Annotated in this window: 16 protein-coding genes; 9 read left to right on the top strand and 7 right to left on the bottom strand. The window is 65.4% G+C overall.

Annotated features, from left to right (window positions below):
* Positions 1-34: 34 nt before the first annotated feature.
* From ACEOAC_RS22585 to ACEOAC_RS22600, 4 genes are all read left to right on the top strand, one after another.
* Entirely contained in the window at positions 35-250 is a 216-nt protein-coding gene (locus ACEOAC_RS22585; protein WP_241813014.1) for a DUF2783 domain-containing protein, read from the top strand.
* A gap of 61 nt (positions 251-311) precedes the next feature.
* A complete protein-coding gene (locus tag ACEOAC_RS22590) occupies positions 312-1,670 on the top strand; it encodes an MFS transporter (RefSeq protein WP_413444651.1) in 1,359 nt (452 codons plus the stop codon).
* 261 nt (positions 1,671-1,931) lie between these two features.
* Entirely contained in the window at positions 1,932-3,677 is a 1,746-nt protein-coding gene (locus ACEOAC_RS22595; RefSeq protein WP_413444654.1) for an ABC transporter permease, read from the top strand.
* Positions 3,678-3,691: 14 nt separating this feature from the next.
* Positions 3,692-5,035, top strand: coding sequence for a nitrate/sulfonate/bicarbonate ABC transporter ATP-binding protein (locus ACEOAC_RS22600; protein ID WP_006461896.1), 1,344 nt, complete (start codon positions 3,692-3,694; stop codon positions 5,033-5,035).
* 116 nt (positions 5,036-5,151) lie between these two features.
* Here ACEOAC_RS22600 and ACEOAC_RS22605 read toward each other — a convergent pair whose 3' ends face one another.
* Together ACEOAC_RS22605 and ACEOAC_RS22610 are read right to left on the bottom strand one after the other, a co-directional pair.
* A complete protein-coding gene (locus ACEOAC_RS22605; RefSeq protein WP_413444652.1) occupies positions 5,152-6,786 on the bottom strand; it encodes a methyl-accepting chemotaxis protein in 1,635 nt (544 codons plus the stop codon).
* A 323-nt stretch (positions 6,787-7,109) separates the two neighbouring features.
* A complete protein-coding gene (locus ACEOAC_RS22610) occupies positions 7,110-8,570 on the bottom strand; it encodes an MFS transporter (RefSeq protein WP_413628590.1) in 1,461 nt (486 codons plus the stop codon).
* 130 nt (positions 8,571-8,700) lie between these two features.
* Here ACEOAC_RS22610 and ACEOAC_RS22615 point away from each other — a divergent pair, with 130 nt between their 5' ends.
* From ACEOAC_RS22615 to ACEOAC_RS22625, 3 genes are read left to right on the top strand one after another with little or no spacing between them, the layout of a single operon-like run.
* Positions 8,701-9,642: a LysR family transcriptional regulator gene (locus ACEOAC_RS22615; protein WP_006461899.1), complete on the top strand. Its 942-nt coding sequence runs from the start codon at positions 8,701-8,703 to the stop codon at positions 9,640-9,642.
* Between the two features lie 35 nt (positions 9,643-9,677).
* Entirely contained in the window at positions 9,678-10,082 is a 405-nt protein-coding gene (locus ACEOAC_RS22620; protein WP_413445546.1) for a VOC family protein, read from the top strand.
* A gap of 55 nt (positions 10,083-10,137) precedes the next feature.
* Positions 10,138-12,030, top strand: a complete 1,893-nt coding sequence (locus tag ACEOAC_RS22625; RefSeq protein WP_241813008.1) for an AI-2E family transporter — start codon at positions 10,138-10,140, stop codon at positions 12,028-12,030.
* Positions 12,031-12,160: 130 nt separating this feature from the next.
* Here the strand turns inward: ACEOAC_RS22625 and ilvD are convergent, their stop codons facing one another.
* The 3 genes from ilvD to ACEOAC_RS22640 all read right to left on the bottom strand — a co-directional run bounded on the left by ilvD (position 12,161) and on the right by ACEOAC_RS22640 (position 16,038).
* A complete protein-coding gene (ilvD, locus tag ACEOAC_RS22630) occupies positions 12,161-14,023 on the bottom strand; it encodes a dihydroxy-acid dehydratase (protein WP_006461902.1) in 1,863 nt (620 codons plus the stop codon).
* Positions 14,024-14,191: 168 nt separating this feature from the next.
* On the bottom strand, positions 14,192-15,655 hold the full coding sequence (locus ACEOAC_RS22635; RefSeq protein ID WP_241813007.1) for an MFS transporter: 1,464 nt from the start codon (positions 15,653-15,655) through the stop codon (positions 14,192-14,194).
* Positions 15,656-15,690: 35 nt separating this feature from the next.
* On the bottom strand, positions 15,691-16,038 hold the full coding sequence (locus ACEOAC_RS22640; RefSeq protein WP_234295387.1) for a hypothetical protein: 348 nt from the start codon (positions 16,036-16,038) through the stop codon (positions 15,691-15,693).
* A 21-nt stretch (positions 16,039-16,059) separates the two neighbouring features.
* On the opposite strand from ACEOAC_RS22640, the gene ACEOAC_RS22645 reads away from it, so the two are divergent.
* Positions 16,060-17,013: a 2-hydroxyacid dehydrogenase gene (locus ACEOAC_RS22645; RefSeq protein WP_241813005.1), complete on the top strand. Its 954-nt coding sequence runs from the start codon at positions 16,060-16,062 to the stop codon at positions 17,011-17,013.
* Between the two features lie 64 nt (positions 17,014-17,077).
* The gene (locus tag ACEOAC_RS22650; RefSeq protein WP_241813004.1) at positions 17,078-18,007 is read left to right on the top strand and encodes a LysR family transcriptional regulator; all 930 of its coding nucleotides are present in this window, start codon (positions 17,078-17,080) and stop codon (positions 18,005-18,007) included.
* A gap of 2 nt (positions 18,008-18,009) precedes the next feature.
* On the opposite strand, the gene mntP is transcribed toward ACEOAC_RS22650, so the two are convergent.
* Together mntP and ACEOAC_RS22660 are read right to left on the bottom strand one after the other, a co-directional pair.
* The gene (mntP, locus tag ACEOAC_RS22655) at positions 18,010-18,591 is read right to left on the bottom strand and encodes a manganese efflux pump MntP (protein ID WP_241813003.1); all 582 of its coding nucleotides are present in this window, start codon (positions 18,589-18,591) and stop codon (positions 18,010-18,012) included.
* 288 nt (positions 18,592-18,879) lie between these two features.
* Positions 18,880-20,274: a hypothetical protein gene (locus tag ACEOAC_RS22660; RefSeq protein WP_413444570.1), complete on the bottom strand. Its 1,395-nt coding sequence runs from the start codon at positions 20,272-20,274 to the stop codon at positions 18,880-18,882.
* Positions 20,275-20,378 lie beyond the last annotated feature (104 nt).

Genomic DNA, 20,378 nt, shown 5'->3' on the forward strand with positions numbered 1-20,378 from the left:
CAACCCCGAGCCTACATCGACCAAGGAAAACACCATGATCCTGAATACCTCGCCCAACCTGGCGCGACCGGACGATTTCTATGAAGCCCTGATCGCCATGCACCGTGACCTGGATGACGACACCAGCCAGGCCGTCAATGCCCGCCTGATCCTGCTGTTGTGCAATCACATCGGCGGCCACGACGTCCTGCTGGAAGCCATGCAGCGCGCCCGCGCCAGCGTGACCCCGGCCACCGTCGCGGCAGCCTGAGCACTCACCCCTTCCACATCCCCAAGAGCGCCGGCACAGGCGCCTGACAACGGAGACAACCATGATCCACCCATCCCAGGGCGCCGGCACGCTGGCCGCCCAGCCCGCTGACGACCTCGGCGGCAGCACCGAAGACGCCGTCTACCGCAAGGTCTGGCTACGCATCATTCCCTTCCTGTTCATCTGCTATGTCGTTTCCTTCCTGGACCGCATCAACATCGGCTTCGCGCAATTGCAGATGAAGCAGGACCTGGGCTTCAGCGACGCCATGTATGGCCTGGGCGCGGCCGTGTTCTACGTCGGCTATGTGCTGTGCGAAGTCCCCAGCAACATGGCGCTGGCGCGCTTCGGCGCACGGCGTACCTTCAGCCGCATCATGATCCTGTGGGGACTGGCCTCGGTGGGCATGATGGCGGTCACCGATGCCAGCCACTTCTATGCGCTGCGCTTCCTGCTGGGCGTGTTCGAGGCCGGCTTCTTCCCGGGCATCGTGCTGTACCTGAGCTACTGGTTCCCGGCGCAACGACGCGCGGCGGTGATGGCGATCTTCTTTGCCGGAGTGGCGGTGGCCGGGGTACTGGGCGGGCTGGTCTCGGGCTGGATCATGCGCGACATGGCCGGCGTCATGGGCCTGTATGGCTGGCAGTGGATGTTTGCCATCGAGGGGGCACCGGCGGTGGTGCTGGGACTGCTGGCCATCTTCTGGCTGGCCGACGGCCCGGCGCAGGCGGCCTGGCTCAGTGTGGAAGAACGCCGCTTCCTGCTGGCCCGGCACAGCCAGGAAGTGCATCGCAGCCAGCACGTCAGCGCCCATTCGCTGCTGGCATTGCGGCAGGCGCTGGCGCACCCGCCGACCTACCTGTTCGCCTTCATCTACTTCGCCCTGACCTGCGGCTCGCTGACGCTGAACTTCTGGATGCCGCTGATGATCCGCGACTTCGGCATCAAGGACGTGGTGCAGGTCTCGCTCTACAGCGTGATCCCCAATGCCATCGGCGCGGTCGGCCTGCTGTTGATCGCGCGCCACTCGGACCGGAGCAACGAGCGGCACGGCCACTTCCTGATCTGCACCACCGGCGGCGCGCTGGCACTGGTGGCGCTGACACTGCATCCGTCCAGCCTGGCGGTCTCGCTGGCGCTGCTGTCGCTGGCGGCGGTCCTGATCTTCGCGGCCCTGCCGATCTTCTGGTCGCTACCCCCGGGCCTGTTGCCGGCGCAAGCCATCGCCCCGGGCATTGCCTTCATCTCCAGCGTGGGCATCACCAGTGGCATCGTCAGCCCCTGGCTGATCGGCCTGGTCAAGACCCGGACCGGCAACATGGATATCGCCCTCTATATCCTGGCGGGCTTGCTGCTGCTCAGCGGATTGACGATGTGGAGCCTGATTCCGAGAAAGCCGGCAGCCGCAGAGCCTGCTTGAGGTGCAGGCCGATATCGCCTGACGGCAATCATCGGAAGATGTGGCAGGAACCGGCGCCGGGGCTGATCTCCGGCGCCGGTTGTCGTTTGTGGATGTGAGCATTTGCACAATCGCAGGCAAGCTGGTCAAGAAACTGTCAGACTCCTTTGCTAAAGTGGCGCCGCCCGTCCTGGGGGCGTTTGATCGAATCTGATCGCGCACGACCGGCATCCGCGAACCCGACCACTCCTTGCAGCGCTATTGCACCTCATCGCCATGAAAATGAAGACCACCTCGCCGCAACTGACGGCCTATGAAGAAGTCAAGCCTGGCTTCGGCTGGATCGATGCGCTGGTGCTGGCGGTGCTGTTCGGGCTGTTGTGGAGCGCCTTGCACTTCGGCAAGGGGATGCTGGTGCATTTCGACCCGTCCGACCAGCTGGAAGTCGACAGCTCGCCGGCCATGATCCCCTATTACGCCGGCCGCACCCTGTTGCGCATGTGGATCGCCTTCGCCTTTTCCCTGTTCTTCGCCATCGGCACCGGCTACCTGGCCGCCAAGAGCCGCCGGGCGCGGGCGTTGATCCTGCCGGCGCTGGACATCCTGCAGTCGGTGCCGGTGCTGGGCTTCCTCTCGGCCACGGTGGCCGGCTTCATGGCGCTGTTCCCGGGCAGCCTGATGGGGGTGGAGTGCGCTGCCATCTTCGCCATCTTCACCGGCCAGGTATGGAACATGGCCTTCGGCTTCTACCATTCCATGGTCACCATCCCGACCGACATGCAGGAAGCCGCCACCACCTACCGCCTCACCGCCTGGCAGCGCTTTCGCACCGTGGAGTTGCCGGCCTCGGCCCACAGCCTGATCTGGAACTCGATGATGTCCTTCGGCGGCGGCTGGTTCTTCGTGGCGCAGAGCGAGGCCATCAGCGTCATGAACAAGGACCTGAAGCTGCCCGGCCTGGGCTCCTACATGGCGCAGGCCATCGACCAGGGCGACCACACGGCGGCGCTATGGGCGGTGATCGCCATGCTGGCGTTGATCCTCATCAGCGACCAGCTGGTATGGCGGCCGCTGCTGGCCTGGGCCGACAAGTTCAAGATCGAACTGACCGAATCGGGATCGGCACCGACGTCCTGGGTCTTCGACCTGCTGCGCGGCTCCTATGTCTTTACCTGGCTCGACGAAAAGCTGTGGCAGCCGCTGGCCGACTGGCTGGCGCGCCATCGGCTGGCGTCACCCGGTGTTCCCACCCCGGCCCGCATCGCGCGCCGGCGCTGGACCCATCGCATCCTGAGCGGCCTGATCTGCGCGCTGCTGATCTTCGAGGCCCTGCGCGGGCTGGTGGCCGCCATCGACGCCCTGCACGGGGCGATGAGCTGGAGCCTGTTCGGGCATATCGTGTGGCTGGGTTTCCTGACCATGCTGCGGGTGCTGGCCATGACCGTGATCGCCACCCTGATCTGGACCCCGGTGGGGGTCTGGATCGGCTCCAAGCCGCACATCGCCCGCTTCGCCCAGCCGCTGGCACAGATCGGTGCCTCCTTCCCGGTCAACATGACCTTCCCGCTGGTAGTGGGCTGGTTCGTGGCAGGCAACGTCAGCATGAACTGGGGCAGCATCCTCCTGATCGCCATGGGCACGCAGTGGTACATCCTCTTCAACGTCATCGCCGGCGCCATGGCCATCCCCAACGACCTGAAGGAGGCCGCCCGCATGTACGGCCTGTCGCGCTGGAACCTGTGGAAGACCCTGATCCTGCCCGCCATCTTCCCGTTCTGGGTGACCGGGGCCTGCACCGCCGCCGGGGGCGCCTGGAACGCCTCCATCGTGGCCGAACTGGCCAGCTGGGGCGATGTCTCGCTCAAGGCCGACGGCCTGGGCGCCTATATCTCGGCGGTCACCAAGTCCGGTGATACGCCGCTCATCATCGCCAGCATCGGTGTGATGTCGATGTTCGTGGTACTGATGAACAAGTTTGTCTGGCGTCGCCTGTATGCCTTCGCCGAACGCCGTTTCCGCCTCGATTGATCCTGAGCCCAGCCATGACCATGACTTCTCCGCAACAACGTCCCGCCGTCGCCGAACTGTGCGCGGTCAGCAAATCCTATAACACCGCCGGCGGCCATGAACTGAAGGTGCTGGACAACATCGACCTGGCCGTGCACGAGGGTGAACTGCTGGCCCTGCTGGGCCAGTCCGGCTCGGGCAAGTCGACCATCCTGCGCTGTCTGACCGGGCTGGTGGAACCCAGCTCGGGTCACACCATGGCGGCCGGCAAGCAGCTCTATGGCGTCAATCGCGATGCCTCGGTGGTGTTCCAGACCTTTGCGCTCTATCCCTGGCTGACGGTGGAACAGAACGTGGCGGTAGGCCTGATGTCGCACAACCCGACCCGCGAAGAGCGTGACGCGGCGGTGGACCGCGCCATCGAACTGATCGGCCTGGGCAATTACCACAGCGCCTATCCGCGCGAACTCTCCGGCGGCATGCGCCAGCGCGTAGGCATCGCCCGCGCCCTGGTGTCCAAGCCCAAGCTGCTGTGCCTAGATGAAGCTTTCAGCGCCCTGGACGTGCTGACCGCGGAAAACCTGCGGCAGGAACTGATCAGCCTGTGGCGCGCACCGGACAGCGGCCTGACCTCGATCTTCATGGTCACCCACAACATCGAGGAAGCGGTGGAGATGGCCACCCGCATTGTGGTGGTGTTCCCGCGCCCGGGCCGCCTGGGCCTGGTGCTGGAAAACCCGCTGCCCTACCCGCGCGACAGCAAGAGCCCGGAATTCCAGCGCCTGGTCAACATCATCCACGAAGCGATCACCACGCTGACCCTGCCCGACCTGCCGCCGGAAGTGCACATGCCGGGCGAGCCGATCTCGCGTGGCCGCAAGCGCATGGAGTCGATCCCGCTGATCCCGGTGGGCCAGATCCTGGGTCTGATGAGCCTGCTGCACGACGAGCCGGAGCTGAACAACATCTACGACATCTCCGACGAGATCGGCAAGGAATTCGGCGAGACCATCGCCACCGTCAAGGCCGCCGAAATCCTGGAACTGGTCGATACCCCCAAGCAGGAAGTCTTCCTCACTGACCTCGGGCGCCGCTTCGTGGCGGCCGACCGGCTGGGGCAGCGCGCCATCTTCGCCGAACAGGTCTACAAGCTGCGCATCTTCCACATCATCCTGGCGGTGCTGGGCGAGGCCGAGGAAATCGAAGCCGAGCGCGTGTTGAAGGACATCGGCAGCGCCCTGCCCTACGACAATCCGGAAAAGACCTTCGAGACCATGATCGCCTGGGGCCGCTATGCCGGTCTGATGGATTACAACGCCAAGACCGGCATGGTGTTCGTGCCCAAGGACGAGGATGATGAAGGCGGCCCTTCGGCCTGAGCGTAAAACTAAAACCGGGCCCGACACCGACATCGGGCTCATGAAAAACGGCTGATCCCCGATCAGCCGTCAAATCACTACCAGATCGGCATTCCTGCCTGCACCGCCGTCTGCGCTCAGCGCAGTGCCGGCATCGGCGCGGACCTGCTCATGGCGGCCTGGTCCTGCATCGTCGTCAGCGATTTGTCCTGACGGATCTTGAAGATCGAGACCACCTTCAGCAAGCCGCTGGCCTGCTGCGCCAGCGACTGCGCGGCCGCGCTGGCCTCCTCCACCAGCGCCGCATTCTGCTGCGTGACCTGATCCATCTGCACCACGGCGGTGTTGATCTGCTCGATACCGCTGCCCTGTTCCTGGGTGGCGGTGGCGATGCTGTTCATGATTTCACCGAAACGCTGTACCGAGTCCACGATCGCGCCCATCTGCTGTCCGGCGCTGGCCACCAGTTGCGACCCGGCGCCCACGTGGGCCATCGATTCGCCGATCAGGTCCTTGATCTCCTTGGCCGCGACCGCGCTGCGCTGGGCCAGCGAACGCACTTCCGAGGCCACCACCGCAAAGCCCCGTCCCTGCTCGCCGGCACGGGCCGCTTCCACGGCCGCGTTCAGGGCCAGGATGTTGGTCTGGAAGGCGATCCCTTCGATGACGCTGATGATGTCGGCCATCTTGCCCGAGCTGGCGGAGATCCGGTCCATGGTCTGTACCACGCGATCGAAGGCTTCGCTACCGGCGCTGGCGGTCTGCGATGCACCGCTGGCCAGGCGCAGCGCCTCACCCGCGTGCTCGGTATTCTGGCGCACGGTGGTGGTCAGCTCCTCCATGCTGGCGGCGGTCTCTTCCAGCGAGGCGGCCTGTTCCTCGGTGCGTTGGGACAGATCGAAGTTGCCCTGCGCGATCTGCCCGCTGGCCACCGAGATGGTTTCGGCGGCCGACTTGATGCCGTGGGCGATCACGTTCAACTGGTGACGCATCTGCTCGATGGACGCCATCAGGCTGGAACCGTCGCCTTCGCGCAGTCGCACCGTGGCCGTCAGGTCGCCACTGGCGATGTCGCGCGCGATGGCCTGGGCTTCGGAAGGTTCGGCGCCCAGCTGGCGCAGGATGCTGCGGGCGATCATGGTCGACGCCACCACACCTACCAGCAAGGCCAGCGCCACGGCGCTGAGCATGATGCCGCGCAGCCATTCATAGGTGGCGCGGGCGCTGGTGGCAGCCTCGTCATTGAGCTGTTCTTCGAACTCGGACAGGTCGGTGAGCGACTTGATCCAGGCCTGCTGCCTGGGCCGCACTTCACCGATAAGCACCTTGATGGCTTCGGCCGGCTTGTTATCCAGGCCCAGCTGCAAGGCCTTGGCCATGAGCGGTACGGCTGCGGCTTCATCGGCCTTGATCTGCGCCAGCAAATTGCGCTCCCGATCGGTGGTGGCGGCTTCGGTGGCAAACATCTTTTCCAGCGTCGTACGAGCATCGCCATAGAGCTTTTCCTGGCGTGCCAGCGTCTGCGCTTCGACTCGCATGCCTTCCTGGTCGTCCAGCAAGGCGATGTTGCGGATGGCGAGGGCACGCTGGCTCAGCGCATTGCGCATGGCACTGACCAGCCTGGTCTCGGCGTTGTTGACGGCGGTGATGTCGGTGAGGGCATCGTTGATGCGCGACATGCCCACCATGCCCAACACGGAAATGCCCAGCAGAAACACGAGAATCAGGCCGAAGCCCAATGCCAGCCTGGTCACGACTTTCAACTTGCCCATGGTATTGCCCCCTTTGCGGTATCCCCCGGCCGGTCTCGGATGGGTCGGGGAGAGTTTGACGGAGCTTGTCGCAGGGAGGCTGCGACGCCAGGTCGCATGAACCTGGCGGCAAAGGATGAGCTGTTGTAATTGTGATGGACATCCGCAGGCAACCGGCGCAGCGGCAAGCAGGAGCAGTCTAAGCCCCCATCCTGCGGGACAAAGCGAGAATCAGCGAGGATTTATCCAGTCACTAAAAAGTTAGGTTTTTACGTACCTTTCAGTTTTGTCCCTATGCCCGCCCTAGTGCTGAGCTTTTCTGCGCCATGGGTTGCACTGGCGCATCATGCGGGCGATTGCGCCTTGCGGCGCAGGCGGCTGGCACTGACTGCAGTGGCCAAGGCCGTGGCCAGCGCGGCCACCCACAGTGCGACACGGATCGCCTCGCCATCCTGCACCGGGCTCATCTGTAGTTCACCATGGGCCAGGGCACCGGCGGTATGGACTGCCAGGATCACGCCCAGCAGCGCGGCGCCCAGGCACTGGCCGAAGGTGCGCATGATGGCCAGCACGCCGGAGGCATTGCCACTGCGTTCGCGCGAGACATTGCCGAGCATCTCGCGGTTGTTGGGGCTCTGGAAAAAGCCGAAGCCCATACCGCACACCAAAGCGCGCCAGCCGATGTCCCAGGCCTGGGCGTGATCGGGCAGCAGGGCCAGCAACACCAGGCCGAGGGTGAACACGGCCAGTCCCAGGCTGGACAGCAGGGCTGGAGAATGACGGTCAGCCAGGCGTCCGGCATGCGGCGCCACCAGCACGATGCCCAGCGGCCAGGGCGTAAACAGGGCCGCCGATTCGAAGGCGCTGTAGGCGTAGGCATTCTGGAACAGGAAAGGCAGGGCCACGAAGGCGATCCCCTGGCCCACGAAGGACGCCAGCGAGGTCAGCGCAGCCAGGGAAAAGCGCGCATTGGAAAAGATATCCAGCGGCAACAGCGGTTCGCGCACGCGGCGCTGGCCGCGCACGAAGGCCAGTGCAGAGATCAGCGCCACCAGCGCATAGGCCGCGGCGGTGAGCGCCGCGTGGGCGCCCTGGCCGGGGTCGGCAAAGTGTGCGCAGGTGTCGGCGGCCATGATGACCGCGCCCATGGCCAGCGCCGACCACAGTGCGCCGGCCATGTCGAAGGGCGGGCGCAGGCGGCCACGCTGGCGGGTGTCCGGGATGGAGCTCCACGACAGCAGCACCGCTGCCACGCCCAGCGGCAGATTGATCAGGAAGATCCACTCCCAGCTCAGCGCAGCCAGCAGGGTGCCGCCCAGCACCGGGCCGATGGCGGTGCCGGCCGCTACCAGCACTGCGTTGAGCCCGAGGATGCGGCCCAGCAGGCGGTTCGGAAAGACCGTGCGATGGATCGCCGGCGCGATGCTGAGCATGGCCGCGCCCCCCAGCCCTTGCAGCACGCGCATGGCAATGAGCCATTCCACCGTGGGCGACAGGGCACAGCCCAGCGAGGCCAGCGTGAACACCGCCAGCCCGGCCGTGAACTGGTTGCGAAATCCCAGTCGCGACGACATGGCGGCAAAGGCCGCCAGCGTCATGGCAGTGGCCAGCAGGTAGGCATTGGCCACCCAGACGGATGCGGCGGCCGAGGTCTGCAGCGCCAGACCGATCTGGGGCAGGGCAACATTGATGATGGTGCCGTCGAATACCGCCATGGTGGTGGCGGTCATCACCGCCAGCATGGCGCGACGGCGGCGCACGCCCGGCAGGCCTTCGTCGCCGGGCAGGTCGGAAAACAGTTCCATGGGAAGATTTCCTGGAAGATAGGATCAGGTCTTCACTATAGCCACCCGCGAGACAAGGCGGAAGACGCACGGCTTGCATTGGATCATTGCATGCGACGCCATGTCACTGCGGCCATGCTAGGATGCCGGCATGACCGAAACCGACCTCAACCTGCTCATTGCGCTCGATGCCCTCATCGCCGAGGCCAGCGTGGCCGGGGCCGCGCGCCGCCTGGGCCTGAGTGCCTCGGCCATGAGTCGCACGCTGACCCGGCTGCGCCAGGCCACGGGCGACCATCTGCTGGTGCGTGCGGGCCGCCAGATGGTGCTGACGCCCTGCGCGGAGGCGCTGCGCGAGCGGGTACGCAACGTGGTGCATGAAGCCCGCTCGGTGTTGCGCCCCTCCGTCCCGGAGCTGGACCTGGCGCGGCTGGAGCGGGATTTCACCGTGCGCGCCAACGAGGGCTTCATCGAAGCCTGCGGTGCCGCCTTGATCGGCGCCGTGGCCGCCGAAGCGCCGCTGGTGCGCCTGCGCTTCGCCCCCAAGGTGGAGCGCAGCCCGCTGCCGCTGCGCGAAGGCAGTGCCGATCTGGAGATCGGCGTGGCCAGCGAGATGGGGCCGGAAGTGCGGCTGCAGACCCTGTTCCGCGACCGTTTCGTGGGTGCGGTGCGCATCGGTCATCCGCTGGCGGCATTGCGCCGCGTGAGCGCCGAGCGCTATTGCAGCTTCGAACACGTGAGTGCATCGCCACGGGGCGACCGCAGCAGCCCGCTGGATGCGGCGCTGGCCGAACGCGGACTGACGCGCAAGGTGGTGGCCATCGTCCCCAGTTTTCCTGCTGCGCTGGCGGTGGTGCGCTCGTCGGATCTGGTCTCCATGGTGCCGTACTCCTTCCTGACCACGGCCGGTGCGCCGCGCAAGGATGGCAGCGCCTCCGGCATCCATCTGTTCGAACTACCGGTGGCGACCGATCCCATCGTGGTATCGCTGATGTGGCATCCGCGCGTGGAACTGGACCCGGCCCATCGCTGGCTGCGCGAGAAGGTACGCGGCGTCTGCGCCGAGCTGGCGCGCACCGGGCCGCGACGTTGATGTCCACGCTTACCTCTTCCCTCTGAAAGACCGCCATGCGCCTACAAGGCACTCATCACGTCGCCATCATCTGTTCCGACTACGCGCGCTCGAAGGCCTTCTACGTCGGGCTGCTGGGCCTGCGCGTCATCGCCGAGCATTATCGCGAGGCACGGAACTCCTGGAAGCTGGACCTGGGCCTGCCCGATGGCACGCAGATCGAACTGTTTTCCTTTCCCGCGCCGCCAGCCCGGCCGTCGCGTCCGGAGGCCTGCGGTCTGCGCCACCTGTCCTTCGCGGTGGCCGATGTACAGCATTGCAAGGAGCAACTGGAGCAACAGGGGGTGGCGGTGGAGGACATCCGCGTGGATGAATACACCGGCCGCCGCTTTACCTTCTTCGCCGACCCCGACGGCCTGCCGCTGGAGCTCTACGAAGTGATCGACCCGGCGCGATCCTGACAACCATCCCAACAACGCCGCCGGCCCCGCCAAAGACATTGCTCCCGCCCCTCCCATGCCAAACCTCAAGACTTCCGCCTTCTCGCGCCTGAGTTCCACCACCCTGCTCGGCGCGGCCGTGATACTGGGCATGCTCTACTTCGGTCGCGACATCCTGGCACCGCTGGCGGTGGCCGGCATTGCCAGCCTGATCATCCTGCCGCTGGTGCGCCAGCTGGACGCCCTGGGCATCAATCGCGCCGCCGCCGCCATCATCTCGGTGCTGCTGGTGGGTGCCTGCCTGGTGGCCCTGGCAGTGGTGCTGGCATTCCAGCTGGTCAGTGTCACCAGTGACCTGCCGCAATACCGCGAAGCCATCCAGGAAAAGGTGGAGAGCGTGCGCGCCATCACCGAGCGCCCCTTCGCCCGGCTGGAAGCCGAGTTGAGCGCGGTCATTCCGCAACCGGTGCCGGAGGTCAATCGCAGCGGCAAGAAGAACAGCCATGCAGCAGCTGCAGCAGCGGCCGCAGCCAATGCCACGCCCACGCCGGAGGCCGATACCCGCATGTCGGTCAGAGGTGCCCTGCGACGGCTATTCGCGCTGGCCTGGGGGCCGATCGGCCAGGCCGGCATCGTGCTGGTGCTGCTGGTCTTCATCCTGCTGGAACAGGAGTCGCTGCGCGAACGCCTGATCCGCCTGGCCGGCCTGACGGAAATGAGCCGGACAATGCAGGCCCTGGGCGACGCGGCCGAGGGGGTGTCACGCTTCTTCTTTTCGCAGTTCCTGGTCAATCTGGCGTTCGGCCTGATCATGGGCGCGGTGCTGGCCGCCGGTGGCGTGCCGCACGCGGTGCTATGGGGTACGCTGGCTGGCGTATTGCGCTTTGTGCCTTATCTGGGCGCACTGGCGTCGGGCCTGATGATCTCCATCTTCATCGCCGCCATCGATCCCGGCTGGTGGCTGGCATTGTCCTTCCTGGCCTTCTATGTCTGCCTGGAAGTGATCGTGGCCAACTTCGTCGAGCCGCGCATCTATGGTCATAGCTCCGGCCTGTCGCCGCTGGCAGTGATCGTCTCGGCACTGTTCTGGGGTTCGCTGTGGGGGCCGATCGGCCTGTTGCTGTCGACTCCGCTGACGCTCTGCCTGGTGGTGGCCGGCCGTCATGTGGCGGCGCTGGAGCCGATCACCATCCTGCTGGGCGAGGCCCCTGACATGAGCCACGCCGAACGCTTCTACCAGCGCGCGCTGGCCGGCGAATCCGACGCCATCATCCGCGACGCCCGCAGCCATCTGCAGAAGCAGAGCTTTGCCAAGTACTGCGACCAGATCCTGCTGCCTGGGCTGGCGCTGGCGGCGCTGGACCTGCGCCACGGGCGCATCGAGACGGCCCAGCAGGAGCGGCTGCGCGGCTCCGTTTCGCAATTGACCGAGGTGCTTACGCAAACCCCCGGCGCGCCGCGCAGCTTGCGGCGGCGGCGCGAAGTCCCCTTGCTCAACAGCGGCGTGGGCGCGCATCTGCGCGAATTGCGCCTGGCGCGACTGGGGCGCTGGCAGGGCTCGCTGGACGTGCCACTGGGATCGGTGGTGTTGTGCGGCGGTCTGCAGGGCGAACGCGACGATCTGCTCTCCGAACTGCTGGTACATGCCCTGCGCGTGTCCGGCATCGATGCCCGCAGCATCACGCTGGATCAGCCGGAAGACGAACGCCCGGACAGCAGCAAGGCCGAACTGGTATCCATCGTCTTCCTGGTCTATCCGACCCGCGAACGGCTGGACGCCTGGATGGCGGTGGTGGGGACGCTGCGCAGCAACCTGCCGCAGGCCTTGCTGGTGACGATCCGCCCCTCCTTCTTCAATGAGGAAGTGGACGCGGCAACCGTGAAGGAGCAGGTGGACATGGTGCTGTCTTCCTTCGAGGAAGGGCTGGCCCTGGCGTCCACCCATATGCGCCCGGCCATCAAGGTCTGAGCGGCGCGAAAGGTCTCCGGGGCCGGAGCAGAAAATCCTTGCGTAAAAAAATGCCGCCCGCTTGAAAGCGGGCGGCATTGTCGTCTGCTGCTGCCGCCAATCAGCGGCATCAGCAGGACGTGGACACTTCTCAGCGCTTCAGTTGCGACAGGTCGCGCACCGCACCGCGATCGGCCGAGGTGGTCAGCGCGGCATAGGCCTGCAGCGCCTGCGACACCACGCGGGTGCGCTCGGCCGGCTTCCAGGCTGCATCGCCACGGGCCTCCATGGCGGCGCGGCGCTTGGCCAGGTCCTCTGCCGTCACACGCAGGTTGATGCTGCGGTTGGGGATGTCGATATCGATCAGGTCACCCTCTTCTACCAGGCCGATGGCGCCACCTTCGGCCGCTTCCGGCGAGGCGTGGCCGATCACCAGGCCCGAGGAGCCACCGGAGAAGCGGCCATCGGTGAACAAGGCGCAAGCCTTGCCCAGGCCCTTGGACTTGATGTACGAGGTCGGGTACAGCATTTCCTGCATGCCGGGGCCGCCCTTGGGACCTTCGTAGCGCACGATGACGACGTCGCCGGCCTTGACCTTGTCACCCAGGATGCCTTCGACGGCGGCGTCCTGGCTTTCGAACACGCGAGCCGTGCCGGAGAACTTGAGGATGCTTTCATCCACGCCGGCGGTCTTGACGATGCAACCCTTCTCGGCGATGTTGCCGTACAGGACGGCCAGGCCGCCGTCCTGCGAATAGGCGTGCTCGCGGTCACGGATGCAGCCGTTGGCGCGGTCCAGGTCGTTGTCCTCGAAACGCTCTGCCTGCGAGAACGCCACCTGGGTGGGAACGCCACCGGGTGCAGCGCGGAACAGCTTGTGTACGGCCGGATCGCTGGAGACACGAATGTCGTATTTCTCGATGGCTTCGCCCAGGGTCTTGCTGTGCACGGTGGGGCGCGAGGTATCCAGCAGGCCGGCGCGGGCCAGTTCGCCCAGGATGGAGATGATGCCGCCGGCGCGGTGCACGTCTTCGATGTGGTACTTGTTGGTCATCGGCGCGACCTTGCACAGGCAAGGGACCTTGCGCGAGATGCGGTCGATGTCGGCCATGGTGAATTCGACCTTGGCTTCATGCGCGGCCGCCAGCAGGTGCAACACGGTATTGGTGGAGCCGCCCATGGAGACGTCCAGGGTCATGGCGTTTTCCCAGGTTTCCTTGGTGGCGATGTTGCGCGGCAGGATGGAATAGTCGTCCTGCTCGTAGTGACGCTTGGCCAGTTCGACGATCAGGCGGCCGGCGCGCAGGAACAGTTCCTTGCGGTCGGCGTGGGTGGCGACGATGGTGCCATTGCCCGGCAGCGACAGGCCCAGCACTTCGGTCAGGCAGTTCATCGAGTTGGCGGTGAACATGCCCGAGCAGGAACCGCAGGTCGGACAGGCCGAGCGTTCCACTTCGGCCACGTCGGCATCCGAGATGTTCTGGTCGCCGGCCTGGATCATGGCGTCCACCAGGTCCAGCTTGATGACCTTCTTGTCGGTGTTGACGGTCTTGATGACCTTGCCGGCTTCCATCGGGCCGCCGGAGACGAAGACCACGGGGATGTTCAGGCGCATGGCGGCCATCAGCATGCCCGGGGTGATCTTGTCGCAGTTGGAGATGCACACCATGGCGTCAGCGCAGTGGGCATTGACCATGTATTCGACCGAGTCGGCGATCAGGTCGCGCGAGGGCAGCGAGTACAGCATGCCGTCGTGGCCCATGGCGATGCCGTCATCGACGGCGATGGTGTTGAATTCCTTGGCCACGCCACCGGCCGCCTCGATCTCGCGGGCCACCAGCTGGCCCAGATCCTTCAGGTGCACGTGACCGGGCACGAACTGGGTGAAGGAGTTGACCACGGCGATGATGGGCTTGGTGAAGTCGCCATCCTTCATGCCGGTGGCGCGCCACAGCGCGCGTGCGCCGGCCATGTTGCGGCCCTGGGTGGTGGTATAGGAACGATAGGTCGGCATGATGGGTGTCTCCTCAGGGCTGCTTAGGGAAAATGGGACGCCAAGAGTGCCTCGGGCGCTACCATTTGTCCAATATATAATTCGACTCGAATTAATATTCTATGGATATTTATCCCACATGAAAAAGCCCGCGCGATGGCGGGCCCGGGTAAGGTGCCGAGGCACGGATCAGGCTTCCTCCCCTGCCTTTCTCACCGTGATCGGCTCGACCACGCTCAAGAGCAGCACCAGGCACAGCAACGAGGTGCCGACCATGTAGAGGAATACGCTGGTCCAGTCATAGCGGTCCAGCAACATGCCCACCGCCAGCGGCGCGCAGGCGCCACCGATCTGGCCCAGCGAATTGACAATGCCGAAGGCGGTCGGATAGGTGGCCTTGGTGGCCAGCCCCATCGGATAGGCGGAATAACCGGCAAAGCCGATGCCCAGCATCAGGCCGGAGAGCATCAGCATGGCGCCCAGGTAGAGCACGCTGTCGGGCGCTTCCACCAGCAGCAGCGTCATCGCCGCCGTACCCAGTGCACCGAGCAGCATCATGGGCTTGCGGCGGCCACCGAGGAGACGGTCGGAGATGATGCCGCCCAGCATGTTGCCGGCCACCGCGCCAATGAAGGGTGCCGAGGCCAGGAAGCCCATCTTGACCGAGGCGAAGCCCTTGACCGTGACCAGGTAGGTCGGAATCCAGGACATGAAGATATTGCTGATGCCGATCATGCAACCGTAACCCAGGGCTACGCCGATCACGTTCCAGGAGGTGAAGACCTGGCGCAGTGTTTCCAGGCGTGGCACGCGGCGGGTGCGGTTGATGCCGTCCAGCCAGGGCATGGGCGTGACCTGGGCACCCACCAGGGGCTTGCTGCCGGCGGCGTTGGCATTGGCACTGCTGGCGGGAGCATCCTGGCTGATGTAGCGGCGTTCGGCTTCGTTGCAGAAACGGTTGTCGCCCGGGGAATTGGTCACCAGGAACAGCCACAGGATGGCCAGGAAAATGCCCGGCACGGCAAAGACGTAGAAGATTTCACGCCAGCCCCAGAGCTGGATGACGATGATGCACACGGTGGGAACGATCAGCGGTCCCAGCTTGGAGGCGGCGATCCAGAGCCCGGTGGCAGTTCCCTTTTCTTCCGGCGGGAACCAGCGGTTGATGACGTTGGTGCAGCCGATGCCCAATGGGCCTTCCGACAGGCCCAGGCCGACCCGGTAGAGCTGCAGCAGCAGTACCGAGGAGGTGGTCCCCATCAGGCCGGTAAACAGCGAGGTCAGCAGCATGAACACCGAAAACAGGATGCCGGTGGTCTTTTCGCTCAGCCGCTTGTACATCAGGCCGACCGGAATCTGCACGAAACCATAGGCGAAGGAGAACAGGCTCACGATGAGGCCGGCCTCGGTGTTGGAAATGCCGTACTCCTTTTTCATGTACGGCAGGGCGATGCCGAAGTTGGCGCGGTCGGCACAGGCGATGGCCCAGATCAGGAAGATCAGGCCCATCACCACCCAGCGGTAGCGGGTAGGCTTTTGCAGGGTGGCAGCGGCTGATGTGGCTGAAGTTGCTGAAGTTGCAGATGCGGCGGATGCGGCGGATGCGGCTGAACGGTGGCGGCCGACCTGGTCGGCGGCGTCGACATGATTCATCGTCGGACTCCTTGTGGCGTGTCTCGTGGTTATCGTTATTGGCGGCGGGAAGATGACGGTGCCGCCTTCAGGGCGGCAGCGCCCTGCCCGTCCGGTGCGATCGCAGGTGCATGCTTGTCTCCATTGCGGGTGGCGGGCTTTGTTGTGCTTCCCGGCAAAGGGAGATATTGGCGCCCGACGTTCTCGGCGGCCGTCTCGGGATGGCCGACGCTGGGAATCATGGCCGTGCACTGCAATACCGTCCAATCTTTTCTGGCTATCAGGTGATGTGCAGATTGAATCGATGCTGATACCTGATCGCTCACCAATTCCTGAATCAATTGATAGCCTTTTCGGATTGGACGCGCTCCCCGAATGACCGCATCATCCGCCGGCATTGCCATCGAACGAGAAGGAGTCTCCCCATGAAACGCCACGTGCTGCAACTCAATCCCATCCTGGTCCCGGCCATCAACGACAAGCTGGAAAGCCTGTACCACATGCATCGCCTGTTCGAGCAGGAAGACAAGGAAGCCTATATCGCCCGTCACGCCGCGGTCATCGAAGGTGTGATCACGGGCGGTCACACCGGCATCAGCAATGCGCTGATGGATCAGCTGCCGGCATTGAAGGTGGTGGCCGTCAATGGCGTGGGTACCGATGCCGTGGATCTGAACCATGCGCGCAGCAAGGGCTTGCCGGTGACCGGTACCTTCGGCGCGCTCACCGAGGACGTGGCCGACCTGGCGCTGGGCCTGATGCTGGCGGTGTGCCGCCAGATCTGTCCGGGCCATGCCTTCGTCCAGCGTGGCGACTGGGTGCGTCATCCCTCGCCGGCGGCGATCCCGCTGGCACGACGCCTGAGTGGCAAGCGCGTGGGCATCGTCGGCATGGGCAAGGTGGGGCGCGCCATCGCGCAGCGTGCCGCTGCCTTCGGCTGCCCGATTGCCTATACCGACCTGCGTGCCATGGACGACCTGCCGCACTGTTTCATTGCTGACCTGCTGCAACTGGCGCGCGAGAGCGATGTGCTGGTGCTGGCCGCCGCCGCCGACAAGGCGCAGGGTATCGTCAATGCTGCGGTGCTCGACGCCCTGGGGCGCGAGGGCGTGCTCATCAACATCGCACGCGGCAAGCTGGTGGTGGAAGAGGATCTGGTCGATGCCCTGCAGCGCGGGGTCATCGCCGGGGCCGGCCTGGATGTGTTCGTGGATGAACCCAACGTGCCGGCCGCCTTGCTGCAGATGGACCAGGTGGTGCTGCAGGCGCACCGCGCCAGCGCCACGGTGGAGTCGCGTACTGCCATGGGCGAAATGGTCCTGGCCAGCCTGGAACAGGGCCTGGCCGGCCTGCGCCCGGAAGGCAGCCTGACCACCTGAGGCCAGCCGGCCGCAACAGGGAGTGCGCCTATAATGCAGGCGCACTCTTCACAGGCGAATCCCCATGCTCGATCTGGCTCAAGTCCGTTGTTTCGTGGTCGCTGCGACCGAACTCAACTTCCGTCGCGCAGCGGCCCTGCTGAACATGACGCAGCCACCGCTGTCGCGCCAGATCCATCTGCTGGAGCACAAGCTGGGCGTGCAATTGTTTGAACGGGTTGGCCGCACGGTGCGGCTGACCACCGAAGGGCGTGTGTTCCTGGCCGACGCCTCGCGCCTGCTGCAGCTCTCCGAACAGGCCGAGAGCACGGTGCGCCGCGCCAGCCAGGGCAAGACCGGGCGCGTGCGGGTGGGCTTCACCGGCGCCGCCGGCTATGAATTGATCCCGGAACTGCTGATGCAGGCGCGCCAGCAATTGCCGGAGATCGACGTGGTGCTGTTCGAACTGATCTCGGTGGCGCAGCTGGAGGCCTTCACCGCCAATACCATCGACATCGGTTTTCTGCGGCCCCTGTCGTCGCGCCAGCCGCTGGAGTTGGCCCTGGTGGACGACGAGCCGCTGGTACTGGCCATGCCCAAGGGCCATGCGCTGGCACGCCATGCGGAGGTGGCCACGGCGCAACTGGACGGCCAGCCCTTCATCATGCATTCACCCACGCATGGCAAGTATTTCTACGAGCGCATCATGGCCATGCTCGGCGCGGCCGATGTCAAACCCGACTTCACCCAGTACATCGACCAGAGCCACACCATCCTCTCGCTGGTCAGGGCCGGCCTGGGCGTGGGCATCCTGCCGGCCTCGGCCCAGCGCTTTCATTACGACCGGGTGGAGTTCCGCCCGTTGGCCGGCGAGGTGCCGCGAGCGGAAATGAGCATGGCCTGGCGCGCCGACCAGGACAATCCGGCGGTCACCGCCTTCCGCCTGATGGCCGCCGACTACTGTGCGACCAGGGCCGCGAAGGCCACCCCCGGTGCAGATGTCGCGCCGGACTGAATTCAAGCGCCTGCGCGGCTCAGGTGTTCATACAGGATGGCCGCGCCGACACCGATCAGCACCACGCCCCCGATGATCTCGGCACGCTTGCCGATGAGGTGACCGAGCACGCGACCGACCATCACGCCGATGGTGACCATGGTGGTGGTGGCCAGGCCGATCAGCAAGGCCGCTTCCAGGATGTTGACGTCGATGAAGGCCAGGCCCACGCCGACGGCCATGGCATCGATGCTGGTGGCGACCGCGGTGAGGGCCAGCATCACCACCGATTGCTTTTGCGGGGCGGCGTCGGCTTCTTCGTCTTCATCGTCCTCGCTCATGCCTTCGCGGATCATGCGCGCGCCCAGCACCAGCAGCAGCGTGAAGGCGATCCAGTGATCCCATTCCGACACCCATTTGGTGGCGACCGAGCCGGCGAACCAGCCGATCAGGGGGGTGATGGCCTCGATCACACCAAACAGCAGACCGATGCGCAGGGCTTGCAGGAAGCGCGGCTTCTGCATGGCGGCGCCCTTGCCGATGGCTGCCGCAAAGGCGTCAGTGGACATCGCAAGCGCGAGGAGAAGGAGTGCGGGGAAATTCATGAAGGGGATTCCTTGGCCGGGCGAAGTCCATGGACGTGCCTGCGCGCCCAGCCTGGCCGCAGGATACGTCTATGGTCTCGCCTACCTGATTGGCTACCCGCGCCACGGCAAGATGTTGCCGAGAATGTTGACACGGGCTCTTCCGGATGACCCGGAAGCTGGCTACTCCCCAAAGAGAAGCCCGGATTTTAAACGAAGACGGTTGGGGTAGACAAGTTGTTGTGGCGGTCGCCGCAAACGGGGTGGATGGCGACACGTATCGTCTCACTCTGCGCCCCTGCGCCCCATTCAATCGTTGAGCAACTGCGTACCGTTTCGACGGACCTGGTCCGGATCGGCCTGCAGCAGACCCAGCGCACTGATGCCGTCGAGCAGCTGGCTGCGCCGGTAGGCCCCATCTGCGACACGGGCCTCCTTGCCGTCCTGCAACTGGGCGGCAAAGTCGCGCACGATCTGGGCCTGCAAGGGGGTGTGGCTCTGGCTCACCAGCTGACCGAGCACGTACTTGCTGACGCGACTGTCCTGGCTGGCCGATTGCTGCAGGCGGGCCTGCGTCATGTAACCGAGGCGGTAGCCGATCTCCAGCCGGCTGTCGGCCTGGTCGTCGATCTGGTGGTAGGTGTAGTTCTGCGATTGACGATCGGTCCCCAGCCGCAACGGCAGGTCGGCTTGCAGGGATTGGTGGTAGGACGCCTTGAGCCGGGCCTGCGCCTGCTGCACGATGGATCGGTCAGCCTGGCGCGCACCGGACAGGCTGGTGTGCTGCGAGACCTGGTAGTCGAAACCATCCACCTCGTCGCGCCGCAGGGGATTGGGCGCCACGCTGGCACCGGTGATGGAGGCCGTGAAATCGGCCAGCCCCGACAACATGCGGCGATCGTTGAGGTCGGCGACCAGCGCCGGCGCCAATTGATCGCCGGGACGCGTCGGCGTCGTGCTGCCGCCATGCAACTGGGCGAAGGCATCCTTGAACAAGTCGGAAAGGGCGGCATCGCCATGGCCGCGACGGGTGGCGGCATCGAACTGCTGCAGGTAACTGGCGATGGCACGCTGGCGTTGCTGCGCGCTGCCAGCGAGGGTCTCGCTGGTGGCATCGACGGCGACCTTCATGGTGCCGGCGGCACTGGTGGCAGTGACACTGCGCTGGCTGGCATCGGCATGCAGTTGCACCTGCAGAGCGTCCCCCAGCGTGGCGTTGAGGTCGATGGCGGCCAGATGCTGCTGGTCCAGGTGCATCAGGCCATCCAGGGCCAGCGTGGGCGGCTGGGCAGCCAGCCCCTTGAGCGCCTGCTCGAAGGCATCGCCCAGCGCGCTCATGGCAGCGCGATCGTCATCGTCCAGCGTACCCTGGGCCAGCTTGAAATCGACGGCGATGCCGTCGGCGTTGGCAGCGAGATGGAGCTCGATGCGCGCCCCCGATTGGGTGGTCAGCGAAAGATCGACGCGCTGGCTGGCGAATCGATGCAGCTGATCACGCAGGACCGCCTGCACATCGCTGTTGCCCTGAGTCGCCGTGGTCGATAGCAGCACCGACTGCGAGTAGCTGCCGCCCCCCAGGCTGGCCTGGTCCAGCAGGGCCTTGCCCAGACCGGTCCAGCGCTCGCTCATCTGGCCGGCGCCGATGTTGCGCGCCATCAGGGTCGAGAGCGTGTCGCCCTGACGGCTCTCCCATATCGGCGGCATGGATGCAGGCGCCTCACTCATCCGTCCGGACGCCGAATAGAGGGAGAGTACGGGCGCCGGGGGACGGGCGCTGGAAGTGGCAGTAGCAGTCGGGGCCGAGGTCG

Source organism: Herbaspirillum frisingense (assembly GCF_047325095.1).
GTDB classification, from domain to species: domain Bacteria; phylum Pseudomonadota; class Gammaproteobacteria; order Burkholderiales; family Burkholderiaceae_D; genus Herbaspirillum; species Herbaspirillum frisingense.